This window comes from Microvirga tunisiensis (assembly GCF_009296175.1).
Lineage (GTDB): Bacteria > Pseudomonadota > Alphaproteobacteria > Rhizobiales > Beijerinckiaceae > Microvirga > Microvirga tunisiensis.
Map to the genome: position 1 here is coordinate 117,085 of NZ_VOSK01000002.1, position 14,945 is coordinate 132,029.

General features: G+C 61.6%; 14 protein-coding genes. 10 read left to right on the forward strand and 4 right to left on the reverse strand.

The features are described from left to right. Positions 1-7 precede the first annotated feature (7 nt). The 7 genes from FS320_RS01720 to FS320_RS45020 all read left to right on the forward strand — a co-directional run bounded on the left by FS320_RS01720 (position 8) and on the right by FS320_RS45020 (position 5,079). Positions 8-628 carry an urease subunit gamma gene (locus tag FS320_RS01720; RefSeq protein WP_152708874.1) on the forward strand — a complete coding sequence of 207 codons (621 nt, stop codon included), beginning with the start codon at positions 8-10 and terminating at the stop codon, positions 626-628. Then, positions 628-2,355: an urease subunit alpha gene (ureC, locus tag FS320_RS01725; RefSeq protein ID WP_152708875.1), complete on the forward strand. Its 1,728-nt coding sequence runs from the start codon at positions 628-630 to the stop codon at positions 2,353-2,355. Before FS320_RS01720 ends, ureC begins: the two co-directional genes overlap by 1 nt. 1 nt (position 2,356) lies before the next feature. Further along, positions 2,357-2,833 (forward strand): urease accessory protein UreE, encoded by a 477-nt coding sequence (locus FS320_RS01730; protein WP_152708876.1) that lies wholly within the window; start codon positions 2,357-2,359, stop codon positions 2,831-2,833. Further along, positions 2,826-3,527 carry an urease accessory protein UreF gene (locus FS320_RS01735; RefSeq protein WP_152708877.1) on the forward strand — a complete coding sequence of 234 codons (702 nt, stop codon included), beginning with the start codon at positions 2,826-2,828 and terminating at the stop codon, positions 3,525-3,527. The genes FS320_RS01730 and FS320_RS01735 overlap by 8 nt, the downstream gene beginning before the upstream one ends. Beyond that, a complete protein-coding gene (ureG, locus tag FS320_RS01740; protein WP_152708878.1) occupies positions 3,524-4,147 on the forward strand; it encodes an urease accessory protein UreG in 624 nt (207 codons plus the stop codon). Before FS320_RS01735 ends, ureG begins: the two co-directional genes overlap by 4 nt. Positions 4,148-4,162: 15 nt before the next feature. Next, entirely contained in the window at positions 4,163-4,732 is a 570-nt protein-coding gene (locus FS320_RS01745; protein WP_152708879.1) for a HupE/UreJ family protein, read from the forward strand. A 122-nt stretch (positions 4,733-4,854) separates the two neighbouring features. Next, the gene (locus FS320_RS45020; protein WP_153885277.1) at positions 4,855-5,079 is read left to right on the forward strand and encodes a hypothetical protein; all 225 of its coding nucleotides are present in this window, start codon (positions 4,855-4,857) and stop codon (positions 5,077-5,079) included. Positions 5,080-5,793: 714 nt separating this feature from the next. Here the strand turns inward: FS320_RS45020 and FS320_RS01755 are convergent. Then, the gene (locus FS320_RS01755) at positions 5,794-7,230 is read right to left on the reverse strand and encodes a protein adenylyltransferase SelO (protein ID WP_152708881.1); all 1,437 of its coding nucleotides are present in this window, start codon (positions 7,228-7,230) and stop codon (positions 5,794-5,796) included. Positions 7,231-7,878: 648 nt separating this feature from the next. Between FS320_RS01755 and FS320_RS01765 the strand changes: the two genes are divergently transcribed. After that, positions 7,879-8,253 carry a hypothetical protein gene (locus FS320_RS01765; protein WP_152708883.1) on the forward strand — a complete coding sequence of 125 codons (375 nt, stop codon included), beginning with the start codon at positions 7,879-7,881 and terminating at the stop codon, positions 8,251-8,253. A 23-nt stretch (positions 8,254-8,276) separates the two neighbouring features. Here FS320_RS01765 and FS320_RS01770 read toward each other — a convergent pair whose 3' ends face one another. Then, entirely contained in the window at positions 8,277-9,662 is a 1,386-nt protein-coding gene (locus FS320_RS01770) for a L,D-transpeptidase family protein (RefSeq protein WP_152708884.1), read from the reverse strand. 121 nt (positions 9,663-9,783) lie between these two features. Here FS320_RS01770 and mfd point away from each other — a divergent pair, with 121 nt between their 5' ends. Together mfd and FS320_RS01780 are read left to right on the forward strand one after the other, a co-directional pair. After that, positions 9,784-13,116, forward strand: a complete 3,333-nt coding sequence (gene mfd / locus FS320_RS01775; RefSeq protein WP_162002754.1) for a transcription-repair coupling factor — start codon at positions 9,784-9,786, stop codon at positions 13,114-13,116. Positions 13,117-13,217: 101 nt separating this feature from the next. Further along, positions 13,218-13,445 (forward strand): hypothetical protein, encoded by a 228-nt coding sequence (locus tag FS320_RS01780; protein ID WP_152708886.1) that lies wholly within the window; start codon positions 13,218-13,220, stop codon positions 13,443-13,445. A 3-nt stretch (positions 13,446-13,448) separates the two neighbouring features. Here the strand turns inward: FS320_RS01780 and FS320_RS01785 are convergent, their stop codons facing one another. Continuing rightward, the gene (locus FS320_RS01785; protein WP_152708887.1) at positions 13,449-14,006 is read right to left on the reverse strand and encodes a histidine phosphatase family protein; all 558 of its coding nucleotides are present in this window, start codon (positions 14,004-14,006) and stop codon (positions 13,449-13,451) included. Positions 14,007-14,113: 107 nt separating this feature from the next. Further along, positions 14,114-14,935, reverse strand: a complete 822-nt coding sequence (locus FS320_RS01790) for an alpha/beta hydrolase (RefSeq protein WP_152708888.1) — start codon at positions 14,933-14,935, stop codon at positions 14,114-14,116. Positions 14,936-14,945: the final 10 nt, after the last annotated feature.

Here is a 14,945-nt window from a genome sequence, read left to right on the forward strand (position 1 = left end):
TCGAACCATGCAACTCACTCCCCGTGAAAAAGACAAGCTTCTGATCGCCATGGCCGCCATGGTCGCCCGCCGGCGTCTGGAGCGTGGCGTGAAGCTCAATCATCCGGAAGCCATCGCCCTCATCACCGATACGGTCGTGGAAGGCGCGCGCGACGGACGCTCCGTCGCAGAGCTGATGGAGGCGGGCGCGCATGTCATTACCGCCGATCAGGTCATGGAAGGCATCGCCGAGATGATCCACGATGTGCAGGTGGAGGCGACCTTTCCCGATGGCACCAAGCTCGTCACCGTCCATCATCCGATCCGCGGCGCGGCATCCAAGGACGTGCCCGGCGAAGTGATGGCGCAGGAGGGCGAGATCATTTTCAACGAGGGCGCCGAGCGCGTCGTACTGACCGTCGCGAACACGGGCGACCGTCCGATCCAGGTCGGTAGTCACTACCACTTCCACGAGACGAACCCTGCTTTGTCATTCGACCGCGAGAAGGCCCGCGGCATGCGGCTCGACATCGCGCCCGGCACGGCAGTGCGTTTCGAGCCCGGCTCCACGCGCGAAGTGGTGCTCGTTCCGCTTTCCGGCAGGCGCGAGGTCTATGGGTTCCGCCAAGGCGTGATGGGAGCGCTGTGATGTCGAATGCAAGAAAGCCCGCTTCCCTCCCGCGTTCCGGCTATGCCGACATGTTCGGCCCGACCAAAGGCGACCGCATTCGTCTCGCCGATACGGCTCTCGTGATCGAGGTGGAGAAGGACTTCACCACCTATGGCGAGGAGGTGAAGTTCGGCGGCGGAAAGGTCATCCGCGACGGCATGGGTCAGGCGCAGACGACCCGGGCCGAGGGCGCGGTCGACACCGTCATCACCAATGCGGTGATCCTCGACCATTGGGGCATCGTGAAGGCCGACATCGGCATCAAAGGCGGGCTGATCGTCGCCGTCGGCAAGGCCGGCAATCCGGATGTGCAGCCCAATGTAGACATCATCATCGGGCCGGGCACGGAGATCATCGCAGGCGAGGGCAAGATCATCACGGCCGGCGGCTTCGACTCGCATATCCACTTCATCTGCCCGCAGCAGATCGAGGAGGCGCTCATGTCTGGCATCACCACGATGCTGGGCGGTGGGACGGGCCCGGCGACCGGCACCTTCGCCACCACCTGCACTCCGGGACCGTGGCACATCGCCCGCATGATCGAAGCGGCTGACGCATTCCCGATGAATCTGGCCTTCACCGGTAAGGGCAATGCCTCTAAGCCGGGTGCTTTGGAAGAGATGATCCAAGCTGGTGCCTGCGCGCTGAAGCTGCATGAAGATTGGGGCACGACACCGGCGGCCATCGACTGCTGCCTTTCCGTCGCCGATGCCTATGACGTGCAGGTGATGATCCACACCGACACGCTTAATGAGTCCGGTTTCGTCGAAGATACGATCGCAGCCTTCAAGGGCCGCACGATTCACGCTTTCCACACGGAAGGAGCGGGCGGCGGGCATGCGCCGGACATCATCAAGGTGGCGGGCCTGCCCAATGTGCTGCCGTCCTCCACCAACCCGACGCGGCCCTATACGGTGAACACCATCGACGAGCATCTCGACATGCTCATGGTCTGCCACCACCTCTCGCCCTCGATCCCGGAGGATCTCGCATTTGCCGAGAGTCGCATCCGCAAGGAGACCATTGCGGCCGAGGATATCCTGCACGACATCGGCGCACTCTCGATGATGTCTTCCGACAGCCAGGCCATGGGCCGTGTCGGCGAGGTCATCATCCGCACGTGGCAGACGGCTCACAAGATGAAGGTTCAGCGCGGCGCGCTTCCCGGCGAGACTGGCGACAACGACAACTTCCGTGTCCGTCGCTATGTGGCGAAATACACGATCAATCCGGCCATCGCCCACGGCTTGTCCAGGCATATCGGCTCGGTCGAGGTCGGTAAGCTCGCCGATCTCGTGGTCTGGACGCCGGCATTCTTTGGCGTGAAGCCCGATCTCGTGCTCAAGGGCGGCGCCATCGCGGCGGCCCTGATGGGCGATCCGAATGCCTCGATCCCGACGCCGCAGCCGGTGCATTACCGGCCGATGTTCGGCGCCTACGGGCGGGCTCTCGCCACGACTTCACTCACTTTCGTATCGAAGGCTGCGGTGGAGAATGGGTTGGCGGCGAAGCTCGGTGTCCAGAAGCGGCTCGTTGCCGTCGAGAACGTCCGCGGCGGAATCGGCAAGAAGGACATGGTGCACAACGATGCGACACCCCTGATCGAGGTCGATCCCGAAACCTACGACGTTCGTGCCGATGGTGAGCTGCTTGTCTGCGAACCCGCCACGGTCCTTCCCATGGCTCAACGCTACTTCCTGTTCTGACATGATCCGCGCCACATCCATCATCCGTCGTGAAGCCGTCGAGCAGGACCGCATCGTCGACGTCATCACCCTCGATCACGGCGACCGACACCGCCGCCGCATCATGCTCAATGCCGATGGCGGCACTGCCTTCCTGCTCGATCTCGAGAAGGCCGACGTGCTGGAGGATGGCGATGCCATCCGGCTGGAGAGCGGCTGGCTCGTCGAAGTGAGGGCTGCGCCGGAGAAGCTCGTGGAGATCAAGACGGAGGATCCGCTCGAGCTCCTGACCCTCGCCTGGCATATCGGCAACCGGCACGTGCCGGCGGAAGTCACGCGCGAGGCGATCTATATCGCGTACGATCATGTGCTGGTCGACATGTTGCTCGGGCTCGGCGCCAAGGTCGAGATAGTCGAGCGTCCCTTCCGTCCGGTCCGCGGCGCCTATCATCACCACGAGCATGGCGGGCACTCTCACCACGGACATGATCATGGATGACGCCTCCGTGAAAGCGCAGGGTTTGGGACGAGACTCGGTAATCCTGCCGCTCTTCGCCTGGCTTTCGCCGTCCTATCCTGTCGGCTGCTATGCCTATTCACATGCCCTGGAATGGGCGGTGGAGGCTGGCGATGTCAGCGATGAAACGACCCTCGTTGCATGGCTGACCGATCTGCTCACTCTCGGCCTCGGCCGCAACGATGCCATTCTTCTGAGCCACGCCTACCGGGCCGTTGAGCAGGGTCATCGCCGTGACCTTGAAACCGTCAACGAACTCGCTCTCGCCTTGTCGCCCTCTGCCGAGCTCTATCTCGAAACCAGTCAGCAGGGACGCAGCTTCCTCGACGCGACCCTTGCTGCCTGGCCGTCGCCGCATCTGCCCCCGCTCGAGGGGGATGTTGCCTTTCCTGTTGCTATCGGCATGGCCGCGGCAGCGCATGGCGTTCCGCTGCCGATTACATCGCAAGCCTACCTCTTCGGACTTGTGCAGACGCTCGTGTCCGCTGCCATTCGACTGGCACCCATCGGGCAGACGGCGGGCATCCGCGTGTCCGCCGCATTGGCCGGCACGGCTCAGGACATCGCACACCAGGGAATGTCTCTCACGCTCGACAATATCGGTGGCTCGACATTCCGGGCCGATCTCGGCTCCTTCCACCATGAAAACCAGTATACGAGGCTTTTCCGCTCATGACTTCTCATACGGGACCCCTTCGCGTCGGCATCGGCGGACCAGTCGGCTCGGGCAAGACAGCGCTGATGGAAGCGCTCTGCAAGACGTTCCGCGAACGCTACGACATCTGCGCGATCACCAACGACATCTACACCAAGGAGGACGCGCGCCTCCTGACCGTTGCCGGCGCGCTGCCGGTTGAGCGCATCATGGGCGTGGAGACCGGCGGATGTCCGCACACGGCGATCCGCGAGGACGCCTCCATCAACCTTGCGGCCATCGCCACCATGCGCAAGCGCTTTCCGGCCCTCGACATCGTGCTGGTGGAATCCGGCGGCGACAATCTAGCGGCGACGTTTTCGCCCGAGCTCGCCGATCTGACGATCTACGTGATCGACGTGGCCGGCGGAGAGAAGATCCCGCGAAAAGGGGGCCCTGGCATCACGCGTTCCGATCTTCTCGTGGTCAACAAGATCGATCTGGCGCCCTATGTCGGTGCCGATCTCGCGGTCATGGAAGAAGACACCAAGCGTATGCGCGGCCAGCGTCCATACGTGTTCAGCAATGTCCGCGACGGCATCGGGGTCGATGCCATCGCCCAGTTCATCGAACAGGCCGGTGGCCTGTCGTCCGCGGCCTAAAAGGGGGATTCCAGGATGTTCAAACGCTCGGCTCTTGCCACGATGCTAATAGCGGCAACGACACCGGCTCTGGCTCACACGGGGCAACCTGCATTCTCAGGTTTCCTGGCCGGTTTCACACACCCTCTGACAGGCCTCGATCATACGCTTGCCATGGTCGGCGTCGGTCTCTTCGCGTCTCTGCTTGGCGGACGGGCTCTCTGGGCCGTTCCCGCAAGCTTTGTCGGGATGATGCTCGTTGGCGGGATGATGGGCTTGGCCAGTATTGAGATTCCGGCTGTCGAGTTCGGAATTGCTGCCTCGGTCATTGTCCTCGGTGCGGTTGTATCGCTGGGTCGGGCATGGCCTGTCGGAGCGGCGATGACGCTTGTTGGAGTCTTCGCCATCTTCCACGGTTATGCTCACGGTGCTGAGATCCCGGCCGGAGCCGGTGCCGCGCTCTACAGCCTCGGCTTCACGCTGGCGAGCGCGGTTCTGCACGGATTGGGCATCGTGCTCGGAGCGGCCGCTGCTCGTCAGACTTATGCCGGTCGTCTAGCAGGTGCCGCCGTCGCGGTCGCGGGCGTTGTTCTCTTGATCGGTTAGACGCAAGGGCCGTTGCTCTCGAGGCGTTTTTGACGCGATAGCGGTCAGGTTGCCGTATCATGAAAGGTCCTTGGCCACGGATGCAGCCAAGAACCTTTCGGCATCGGGATCAGGCGTGGTCAGTGTTTCCCACCGCCATTTCCATTGCCATTGCCATTGCCATGGCCGCCGCCGTTCCCGGCAGGACCATCCTGATCCGTGCCGTCGCCATTGTTGGAGCCGCCGGGGTTGGACGCGTCGTTGCCGTCGTCGTCATTCCCGTGCCCGTTATTGCCATGGCCGCCGGCATTGCCATTCCCACGGCCAGAACCATTGTTGCCTTGGCTATTGCCGACACTGCCGCTTGAGCCTGTGTTGCCCGTTCCGGCAGTCCCACCGGCGCCGCTGCCATTATCAACCGACCCACCAACGCCGCCCGCGTTGCCGGCGCTGCGAGAGCCGCCGGTGCTGCCGGTTGCCGTGGTGCCGCTTTCAGCGACGGCTCCGCCGCGGCTCGCACCCACACTGCCGCTGACGGTGCCTGTGTTACCAGCAGCGGTGCTGCTCCTGACGGCACCGGCTGCGCCAAGGGCCGAGCTCTCAGAGCCTTGGAGGTCGACAGGTCGGTTGCCGATGGAGCCGGTCACGGCATCATCCGGATCTCCGATACGATCCGTTCTGCGAAGTGCTTGGGGCCGAACGGCACAGCGACAGGTTTCCAGACCTTGCACAATGTGAAGTCGGCAGTTGCGGTACATGGAGGCATCGGCGACTGCAGGCACGCATTGCTGGCCGGTCCTGACGCTCTGAGCATCAGACGGCGTTCCAAGTGCGAGGAAGAGGGCAGCGCTGGACAAAGCAAGAGCGTATGAACGCAACATGGTGTTCACCTACATAAAGCCAATTCGGATGATGAGCTACGTTGAGGCAGCTCGCTTGGCTAAAAGACGCAGGTGTAGGAATAACGTTCCGTTATATAGGCAAAAAAATCTGCCCCTAAGAATGAGAACTTTGTTGAAGCTTTGAGTCAGAGCGGCTGATCCGAGCAGCAATGCTGGGCAGTATGCTTTGGTCTGCTTTCATCAGGATTGGATAAGCTTCTCTGCTCCATAGGCTTCAGCCATGCTGCGGATCTCTGCAAGCTTGGCTTGAAAGCGTGACCAGTCATCCTCAGCGGCAATGGGAGCCCAGAGCGCCTCGACCTCGTCGATCAGCATGGTGCAGGGTGTAGGCCCTGCAAAATAGGGGTGGTCGAGTTGCAACTGGGGCGCAGGAGCGAAGGATTCGAGAGCCGCACGGACGGGTTGGAAGGACGGTTGCGCATAGAAGTTTGCAGAGGGACTTTGCTCTGCACGATGCGCACTCACAAGTCCGCCATACCAGTCGAAGAACGTTTGCTCGAACGGGGCTTTGCTCTCATGGAGAAAAGTCCATAATGCCTTGGCCAGCGCTCCGTCCTGCTCAAACCCTCTCGATTGCAGACCCAGGCGGCGCAGAATGGCACTTGGAAATTCCCGATGAAGAGCGGGCTCGAATGTTGTGAGCGCCTGCTCGAGGCTGCTCTGCTGGGCTAAGGGAAGCAGGCATTCTGCAAGACGAAACAGATTCCACAAAAGCGTGTCGGGCTGCCGACCGAAGGCATAAAGACCGGTCTCGTCGAAATAGGCAGCGGTGAAACCGGGCTCGTAGACGGGCAGGAAGCGCCACGGACCATAATCGAAGCTTTCTCCAGTGACGTTGATGTTGTCGGTGTTGAGGACGCCGTGGACGAACCCAGCTGCCATCCATTGCGCGCCCATGCGGGCCACACGTCGGCAAACTTCTTCCAGAAAGGCAGCAGCGCGGTCTGCTTCATCATCGCGCCAGATTTCCGGCATGTTGGTTTGAATGGTGTAGTCGAGAAGCTTGCGGAGATTGTCGGTCTCATCCAGGTAGAGCAACCGCTGGAACGTTCCGATGCGAATGTGGGAATGGCTGAGACGCACCAGAACGGACGAGCGCGTAGGGGAGGGTTCGTCGCCGCGCTCGAGTTCCTCGCCCGTTTCGATCAGGCTGAAAGATTTGGACGTTTCGACGCCGAGCGCCTCGAGCATTTCCGTTGCCAGAATCTCCCTCACGCCGCCCTTGAGGGTCAGGCGGCCATCCGCATGGCGAGACCACGGTGTTTGTCCGCTGCCTTTCGTAGCGAGGTCGAGAAGCCTGCTATCCTGCACATCATGGAGTTGGGCAAAAAGAAAGCCCCGCCCATCTCCCAGATGCGGATTGTAGGTTCGGAATTGATGGCCATGGTAGCGCAGCGCGAGGGGCTGTTCGAAACTGCCTGGAAGTGGCGCGAAGCGTCCGAGATGGTCGATCCACTCCTCATCGGTGAGCGACCCGAGGCCCACACGCTCGGCCCAGCGCTGGTTGCGGTAGCGGAGAATGTGTTGCGGGAATTCCGCCGGACGAACGACATCATAGAAATCCGGACCAAGTTCCTGATGGTGCGTCGAGGCGCGATAATCGGCGGAGTGGGGCATGTACGATATCCCATGAACTCGTGTTCAATTCCAACGCAACCGAAATGTTCAGAATTGCCGAGGCAGATCAAACGGACGTCAGCAAGGTTGTTGCAAGGCTTCGGTTCCCGAGGCAGGGGACGTGATCGACCGAAGTATAAATCCGTACAACATTACAATGCGGGACAGATTTGAGCCAACACGCGATCCTGCCAAAAAATAATGCACGACCGGGACAGTGACAAAAAGCTCTGCCTTTTCCTCGCGTTCTGCCGCGTTGTTCAAGCGTCGAGCCGTCATCGTCTCGACAATCTGTGCTTTGGTCTATTGGCTGCAGCCGAGAGGTCCCCTAGGATTCCTCAAACAAAGCAGACGGGAGGAAGGTTTATGGCATTCAAGGATGTGCTGAGCCTTTGCGGCCGGGTCGGTCTGATCGTGGCTGCGTTCGCGTTCGTCGCTGGGATCGTTGCAGGTCCTCTCCTTGAAAGAGTCTGGTCGGCGCGTGTGACGGTCACGCAAAACAACGATACTCCTCTTCCAATTCCGCCCAAGGTCCCCGCGGATCCTCAGGCAGGAAAGCCGGGCTAACACCTTTTTAGAACTCTTCGGTTCATACCACATCGTCCCCGGTGCAGGTCGGGATGCGGTTCCTTTTGTGGGAAGGGTGCGATGAGCAGCGAGACCATTATACGGCAAGAGATCCGTGACTCTCTGGGCTTCGTCCGCAGCATGATCGATCATTATTCGGGCCTTTATTCGGGCGAGAACCTGACCCGGGACGTGCTTCGTTTTTGCGACGAGATGACGACTTGTGAGGAACCGAACTACCGGCTGAGGGAAGCGCGGCGCATCGTCGAAGAACGCTGCCGTCAACTGGCCCAGGCAACGGACCGCTTTGCCCAACGCGACCCTGCTTCGATCGCCGCGTTGCGGGCTCAGGCCGTTGCTGCCATCGACATGTTCCAGGACGCCGCTTTCGAATGGCGCAAATCCCGCAGAGCCATCCCATCGTCCGGGCACTTGCTGCGCAGAAAAAGTCTTTAGCGCCTTGTTGATCCTACATCATTTTAAAGGCGCTTGGGCTTGATCGACGCCGTTGCAGGAACGTCCACGACTTGCGGCTCTGACAGAGGATCGCCCCTCGGCGTGTCGAGTCCATAGACATCATCGCGGAAGTGCACGGCGCCGTCTGCCGTCGCATAGCCTGTCAGATAGACCCATGCGACGGGAAGAGGCTTGTCGAGACGGATGTCCTGACGTGTCGCGCTGGCGATGGCTGTATCGATCCCTTCTCTCGTCCATGGTCCGCCCTGCCCATTGGTCCCGCGCAGCAGCCATTCGGCAAAATCGGCCACATCGGCCACGCGAACGCAGCCCGAAGAATGAAAGCGCGCATCCTGCGCGAAGAGCTGCTTCTTGGGCGTGTCGTGCATGTAAACGGCATGCTTGTTCGGCATGTCGATGCGGATCTGTCCGAGCGAATTGATCGCTCCGGGATCCTGGCGCAGCGTGTAGTTCACCGCATTCTGCGTCGACCAGTCGAGCGTCTTTGGATCGACCTCCTGTCCCTTCGCATCGAGAATGCGGATCTTCATCTTCTCCAGATAACCGGGATCCTTCCGGACATGGGGAATGATGTCCTTCTTGATCAAAGAGACAGGTACAGTCCAAGTTGGGTTGAGGTTGACGGCGGTGACGCGCGTTTCGACAACGGGCGAGGGACGATCCACCTTGCCGGCAATGGCGACAAAGCGGCGAGCCACCTGTCCGCGTTCGACCGCTTCGACGGCGGTGGATGGAATGTTGACGACCACATAGCGTTCGCCGAAAGAAAACGTGGAGCCGGCCAGCCGTTGAGCGGAAGCCGTGAGCTGGCGGTGGCGCGTGAGTGCCGGGACGTTCAGCGCTTCCAGGGTTCGCGCCCGCACAGCGCCCGATTCCGGCAGGCCGTGACGAGCCTGGAAACGCCTGACGGCATTTGCCAGTTCGGCATCGAAGCTCGTGCCTGTGCCGAGATCGGCAGAAAGATCGCCCTCCGAGGCAAGGCGTTGCCGAAGGATTTCGACGAGAGGGCCCTTGTCGCCCGTCTTCAGCACCGTGCCTGCGGGCAGGCTAGGCCATCCTCCCGTCTCGGCGATGCGCTTATAGGTCCAGGCCGCCCGCATCGTGTTGATGAAGGTGCTGGCGTCCAGAGTAGGGCGCGGGTCCTGCGAGATCGAGACCACAGGCGCGGGCGCGGCCTTCTCGACAGGCTTGACGGGTCCTATCGCTGCTGCTTTCGGTCGCAGGTTCGTTCCCCCGGTCGGAGGCGCCGGAATGCTCGGCAAAGTCTGTACCGGAGTGGCTGAGGAAATATTCTCGGCGGCTGCGAAGGCGCCCGAACTGCTCCCGAGGGAGGAGCATGAGAGCAGAGCCAATCCGAAGCAGAGACGTTTTGCATTCCCATAGGTCATGCCCGGATTATGAGCGACGTTGGTTTACAAAATGCTGTCGAGGGGCTGCCGTCGAGTGCTTGCAACTGCGGCAGCGCCTGAACGTTGTCCTCGGTCCCGAGCCCCGTCACACGAGTTCCCCATGCGCGCCAAGCCTGCCCCCTCCCAGGATATCAGGCGGATCGACCTTACCTTGCCGCCTTCCTTGGGGCTCCATGCCGTGCGGCTGCTCGAACAGGTGAAGGAGGCCGGGCCGGCAGGAATCATCTATGTTGCAGGAGGGGAACGCTGGGCTGAGCAGTTGGTGCAGGCATTGAAGGGGTTGGCCCCCGAACTCGCCGTTTACCTCCTGCCTCCATGGGATTGTCTTCCATACGACAGTGCTTCGCCCTCGCGGGAGGCTATGGGGCGACGCATTGCGGTTCTCCGGCGCATGAGCGGAGCAAGCACGACTCCGCGGCTCCTGGTAACGAGCGCTGCAGCGATCCTTCAGCGCGTGCCGCCGCGCACCGTCGCGAGGAACGCCGTCTTCAGCCTCCGAACAGGCGAAGAATTCTCTCCGGATGCTCTGAGACGCTACCTCCATCATGCCGGCTACATCCTCGATGAGAGAGTGGATGAGCCCGGCGAGGCCGCTATCCGAGGGCAGGTGATCGATCTCTTCCCAGCCGACAGCCCCTTGCCCTATCGGGTCGAGCACGACGGGCGAACCGTCGCGGCCATCCGTTCCTATGATCCGATCTCCCAATTGAGCGAAACCGAGGTTGACCATCTCCTGATCGGACCCGCTTCGGAGGTCATCCTGCACGAGGCCGGAGACAGCGATGCATCCATCGAGCGGTTCGACGGAATGGAGCATCAATTGCCGGATTACTGCGCGCATCTGGAGACCGTCTTCGATTACTGGCCGGATGCGGCAGTCGTTGTGGATACAAAAGCCGAGGAGAGGCGGCAGCTTGTGATGGAGCAGATCGCGGACGCCTATGGAAGTCGGGCGAATTTGCGCACGCAAGGCAGCGCCAAGATATCTGCCGTGTCGCCCGAGCGGCTTTTCATCCAGGACGACGAGTGGGCCGACGTCCTGTCGAAGCGCCGTCTTACCTTCATTCATGCCGCATCGAAGGATGATTCTCCACTCAGCGCGGTGCCGAATTTCGCGATCGCCTCAAAGCCTTCGAAGGCCCTTGCAGATTTTCTTCGCCCTCAGTCGGGTGCCGGTCGAAAGATCGTTCTGGCAGCGGCAGCCCGATCGGATCTGAACAGGCTCAAGCGCCGGGTTCAATCCATCGGGCGCCCTGACAATGTCGGTAGCTGGAGCGATGTCGTCGACGGCCCATCCGGGGGATGGTTTGCGTTGCAGGCCGATCTCAAGAAGGGCTTCATTGATGAGCGCGATGGCATCGCGCTGATCACTGCCACCGACGTCCTGGGTAGCCGCGTCAGCGCTGGCGCCGAGAAGGAGGTGAGTCCTGCCGCTCCGAATTTTACGGATACTGGATTCCAGATCGGCGACGCCATCGTCCATGTCGATCACGGCATCGGAGTGCTCGAGGGCATGGAGACCATAGATGCCGGCGATGCCGGCGTAGGCGATGCCATTAGACTCGGTTATGCGGCCGGCACGACGCTCCTGATTCCCGCAACCGAGATGGACCGCGTCTGGCGCTATGGTGCGATGTCGGACTCCATTTCCCTGGATAAGCTGAAAGGCGATGCATGGTCCGTCCGACGTGAGAAGATCGAAACGGAAATCGAGGAAACAGCCAAACACCTGATCGGCCTGGTCGAGGCTCGCAAGGCGGTGAAGCTGGAGCCGCTTGTCCCACCGAGCCGCGAGTATGAACGCTTCGTCGCTCGGTTTCCTTTTTCTGAGACAGCGGACCAGATTCGCGCCATCGAGGATGTTCTCGAGGATCTCTCATCGGGACGGCCCATGGACCGCCTGATCTGCGGCGATGTCGGCTTCGGCAAGACGGAGGTCGCCTTGCGTGCAGCCGCCGCGGCTGCGCTCTCCGGCAAGCAAGTGGCCGTTGTCGCTCCGACGACCGTTCTGGCACGCCAGCATGTACGAAGCTTTCAGAGACGTTTTGCCGGTCTCGGCATCGAGATTGCGCATCTCTCCCGTCTCGTGACACCGGCCGAAGCTCGAGCCGTGAAGAAGGGTCTGGCCGATGGCACGATCCGCATCGTCATCGGCACTCATGCGCTCGCCGCAAAAGGCGTGACCTTCAAGGATCTCGGACTTGTCGTCATTGACGAGGAGCAGCGGTTTGGTGCGGCGCATAAGGCCAGACTCAGGAACTTGGCCGCTGGGGGCCATGTACTGACCCTGACTGCCACGCCGATCCCACGGACGCTGCAATCGGCATTGGTCGGCTTGCAGGAATTGAGCATCATCGCGACGCCTCCGGCGCGCCGGCAGCCGATCCGCACGTTCCTGACGCCATTCGATCCGGCAAGTGTCCGCGATGCGCTCATGCGCGAGCGGCGCCGCGGCGGCCAAAGCTTCGTCGTCTGCTCCCGTGTCGAGGACATCGAGCCGATGCGTGACCGGCTGACAAAGCTCGCCCCGGAACTGGACATCATGGTTGCTCACGGGCAGATGCCTCCTGCCGAGACGGACGATGTGATGGTGCGCTTTGCCGACGGTGAGGGAGATGTCCTTCTGGCGACCAACATCATCGAGAGCGGTCTGGACGTTCCCCGTGCCAACACCATGCTGGTCTGGCGAGCCGACCGTTTCGGACTATCGCAACTGCACCAACTTCGCGGGCGCGTCGGGCGCGGGCGCATCAGGGGAACCGCCTATCTGCTGACGGAGCCCGGCCAGGAACTTCCGAACGCGACGGAAAAGCGCTTGCGGACCTTGACGGCTCTCGATCGGCTTGGAGCAGGATTTGCCATCAGCGCGCAGGATCTCGATCAGCGCGGGGCAGGTGCGCTGCTGGGCGAGGAGCAGACCGGCCACGTCAAGCTGATCGGCACCGACCTCTACCAGCATATGCTCAAACATGCCTTGCGTGGCGAGACCCTCGGCGATGACTGGACACCCGAGCTCAATATCGGACTGGCCGGCACAATTCCGGAAGAGTATATGAACGAGCCCGAGATGAGGATCAACCTCTATGCCCGCCTGGCTCGTTTCGACTCCTATGAAACAATCGACGAGCTGGAGGCGGAAATCGAGGATCGCTTCGGGTCCATACCCGAGCCTGTTCAAAATCTTCTGAGGCTCGCAAACCTGCGGCAACTCTGCCGACGTCTCGGAATAGCCCGCATCGATGCAGGGCCGCAGGCGATCGCTCTGACGTTTCGACCCGGCTCAGCGGAGAAGCTCTCTCTGCAAAAGAAGATCGACGCTTCGGAAGGAATGCTGCACTGGAGCAAGGAACGTCTCGTCTTCTCGGTATCCAGTGAGCAGGCAGAGGAGCGTCAGAAGCGGATCTTGGAATTGCTGGATTCTCTCGAACCATGAATCGGCCACGTAGCAGTCATGATCTCCTTGGAGAGAATGAGCTCTGAACGGATTTGGCCCAACGGACTTAATACTGAAATCGTCTTGATCGTGAGGAGCCTATGACGTCCGAGGAAATCAAGGAACTGAACGCTGCACGCGAAAACCTTGTGAAGCGACGCAGGGAGATGGCGCGGCAGATTTCCGAGGCGCCGCTTCCCTCCATTGAGATGGCGGAGGAGCTCACGAAAATCCTTGTAGCCATCGAAGCCTTGGATCGAGCCCTCAACGAGGCTGGCCATCCCTATATGAGCCAGGGCGTGGTCGAACAGCTCAGGGCCGATAGTTGATCTCTAAAGCTTGATCCGTCCAACGACATCGAAACCGGCGCCCGGCTTCGGCCGGAGTACGAGCATTTCGCCCTCGCCGGGAAAGACGCCGGTGAGCGTCGTGATGTTGACCTGATGCGTGACGAGCACCAGGACGGCATTTAAGCGCCAGTCCTGAACGGTCCGGCGAACGGCTTGCGTCTGGGCCAGCTCCTGGTCCCGTCCTGAGAAGAACGAATCCAGCGGCGGGAAAGGCTCCGTCCGGCTGCCGAAGGCCAGGCGGGCGGTGTCGAGCGCGTGGCACCAGCGGCTCGAGAGCACCCGCCCGACGGAGATCTGCCGGGCCCTGAACGCCTCTCCGATGGCCTCGGCCTGCCGACGGCCCTCCGCCGAGAGGTTGCGCTGCGTTGCGCAATCCGCAAGCCGGAAGTTGGCCGGGTCGCCCGTTCCCGGCGCGCGGGCATGCCGCAACAGGGCAATCGTGCCGCCGTCCCGCAGAGCCTGCCATGCTTCCTCGGATGCCCGAAGGCCCTGAGGCCAGGCCATTGCCAAAAGGACCAGAAATGCCAGCGCGATAGGCATGCGTCACCTGCCGATCCTTATGCCGCTATCTCTTATAGGAATACCCGCTCACCGAGAGACGCAACGTCGGATAATGGCACAGGTTCCTGGAGGCATCCTGCTTGATTTCAAGCTTCGGCTGCCAGCTCGACGAGCATGTCTACGAGCGGGTCGCTTGGGGTGGAAAGTCCGGCGACGACGTCGAAGTGATGCGCTCCGGGCACCTCGTGATAGCGTGTCGCAACGCCCGCCTGGCCCCACCGCTCGACGATGGCGTGGGACTGGCGCAGGAATTCGCTGCTTTCGGCCCCTCCGACCACCGCAATGAGTCGTCCGCTCGTCGGTGGGTTCCACTCAAGGGGGCTCAGGCGGTTCGCCTCCTCGACGGTGAGCCCGAGCGCCTTGTTGATCGAGGTCGGGACCAGCGGAGGCAGGTCGAACAGGCCGGAAATGGGCATGGCGGTGCGAACGGGCATCTCTAACGCGTTAGGTCGCGCCATGAGGCATGCCGCCAGATGGCCGCCGGCCGAATGACCGCTCACAACAAGACGTCGGCCCGTGCGTCGCATGACGAAATTGGCGGCCGCCTCAATTTCGGAAACGATGTCGGCGAGCTTGGCGGCAGGGGCGAGCGTATAGCTCGGGATCGCAACCGTCAGCCCACGCTCATTGGCGCCACGAGCCAGATGGCTGGAGGTCGATTTGTCGAGCGACTGCCAGTAGCCGCCATGGATGAACAGCACGATCGGGCCGTCGCCATCGCCGCTTTGCGGGTAGAACAGGTCAAGCCGATGGCGCTCGCCCGGTCCATAGGCGAGTTCCAGCTCGCAGTGCGCACTTTCTCGATAGGCAGCGGAATCTCGCTGCCAGCCCGCGATATGGACGGGGTGATCGGGAACGCGGGCCCGGTTGTTGTACTCGGCCTCCAGGTCGAGTTCTTCGGCTGCCATCGCGATTATC

What these genes read in the sequence shown, in the direction of transcription:
- FS320_RS01720 (WP_152708874.1), top strand. Translation starts at nt 8, where the DNA reads ATGCAACTCACTCCCCGTGAAAAAGACAAGCTTCTGATCGCCATGGCC.
- ureC (WP_152708875.1), top strand. Translation starts at nt 628, where the DNA reads ATGTCGAATGCAAGAAAGCCCGCTTCCCTCCCGCGTTCCGGCTATGCC.
- FS320_RS01730 (WP_152708876.1), top strand. Translation starts at nt 2,357, where the DNA reads ATGATCCGCGCCACATCCATCATCCGTCGTGAAGCCGTCGAGCAGGAC.
- FS320_RS01735 (WP_152708877.1), top strand. Translation starts at nt 2,826, where the DNA reads ATGGATGACGCCTCCGTGAAAGCGCAGGGTTTGGGACGAGACTCGGTA.
- ureG (WP_152708878.1), top strand. Translation starts at nt 3,524, where the DNA reads ATGACTTCTCATACGGGACCCCTTCGCGTCGGCATCGGCGGACCAGTC.
- FS320_RS01745 (WP_152708879.1), top strand. Translation starts at nt 4,163, where the DNA reads ATGTTCAAACGCTCGGCTCTTGCCACGATGCTAATAGCGGCAACGACA.
- FS320_RS01755 (WP_152708881.1), bottom strand. Translation starts at nt 7,230, where the DNA reads ATGCCCCACTCCGCCGATTATCGCGCCTCGACGCACCATCAGGAACTT.
- FS320_RS01765 (WP_152708883.1), top strand. Translation starts at nt 7,879, where the DNA reads ATGAGCAGCGAGACCATTATACGGCAAGAGATCCGTGACTCTCTGGGC.
- FS320_RS01770 (WP_152708884.1), bottom strand. Translation starts at nt 9,662, where the DNA reads ATGACCTATGGGAATGCAAAACGTCTCTGCTTCGGATTGGCTCTGCTC.
- mfd (WP_162002754.1), top strand. Translation starts at nt 9,784, where the DNA reads ATGCGCGCCAAGCCTGCCCCCTCCCAGGATATCAGGCGGATCGACCTT.
- FS320_RS01780 (WP_152708886.1), top strand. Translation starts at nt 13,218, where the DNA reads ATGACGTCCGAGGAAATCAAGGAACTGAACGCTGCACGCGAAAACCTT.
- FS320_RS01785 (WP_152708887.1), bottom strand. Translation starts at nt 14,006, where the DNA reads ATGCCTATCGCGCTGGCATTTCTGGTCCTTTTGGCAATGGCCTGGCCT.
- FS320_RS01790 (WP_152708888.1), bottom strand. Translation starts at nt 14,935, where the DNA reads ATGGCAGCCGAAGAACTCGACCTGGAGGCCGAGTACAACAACCGGGCC.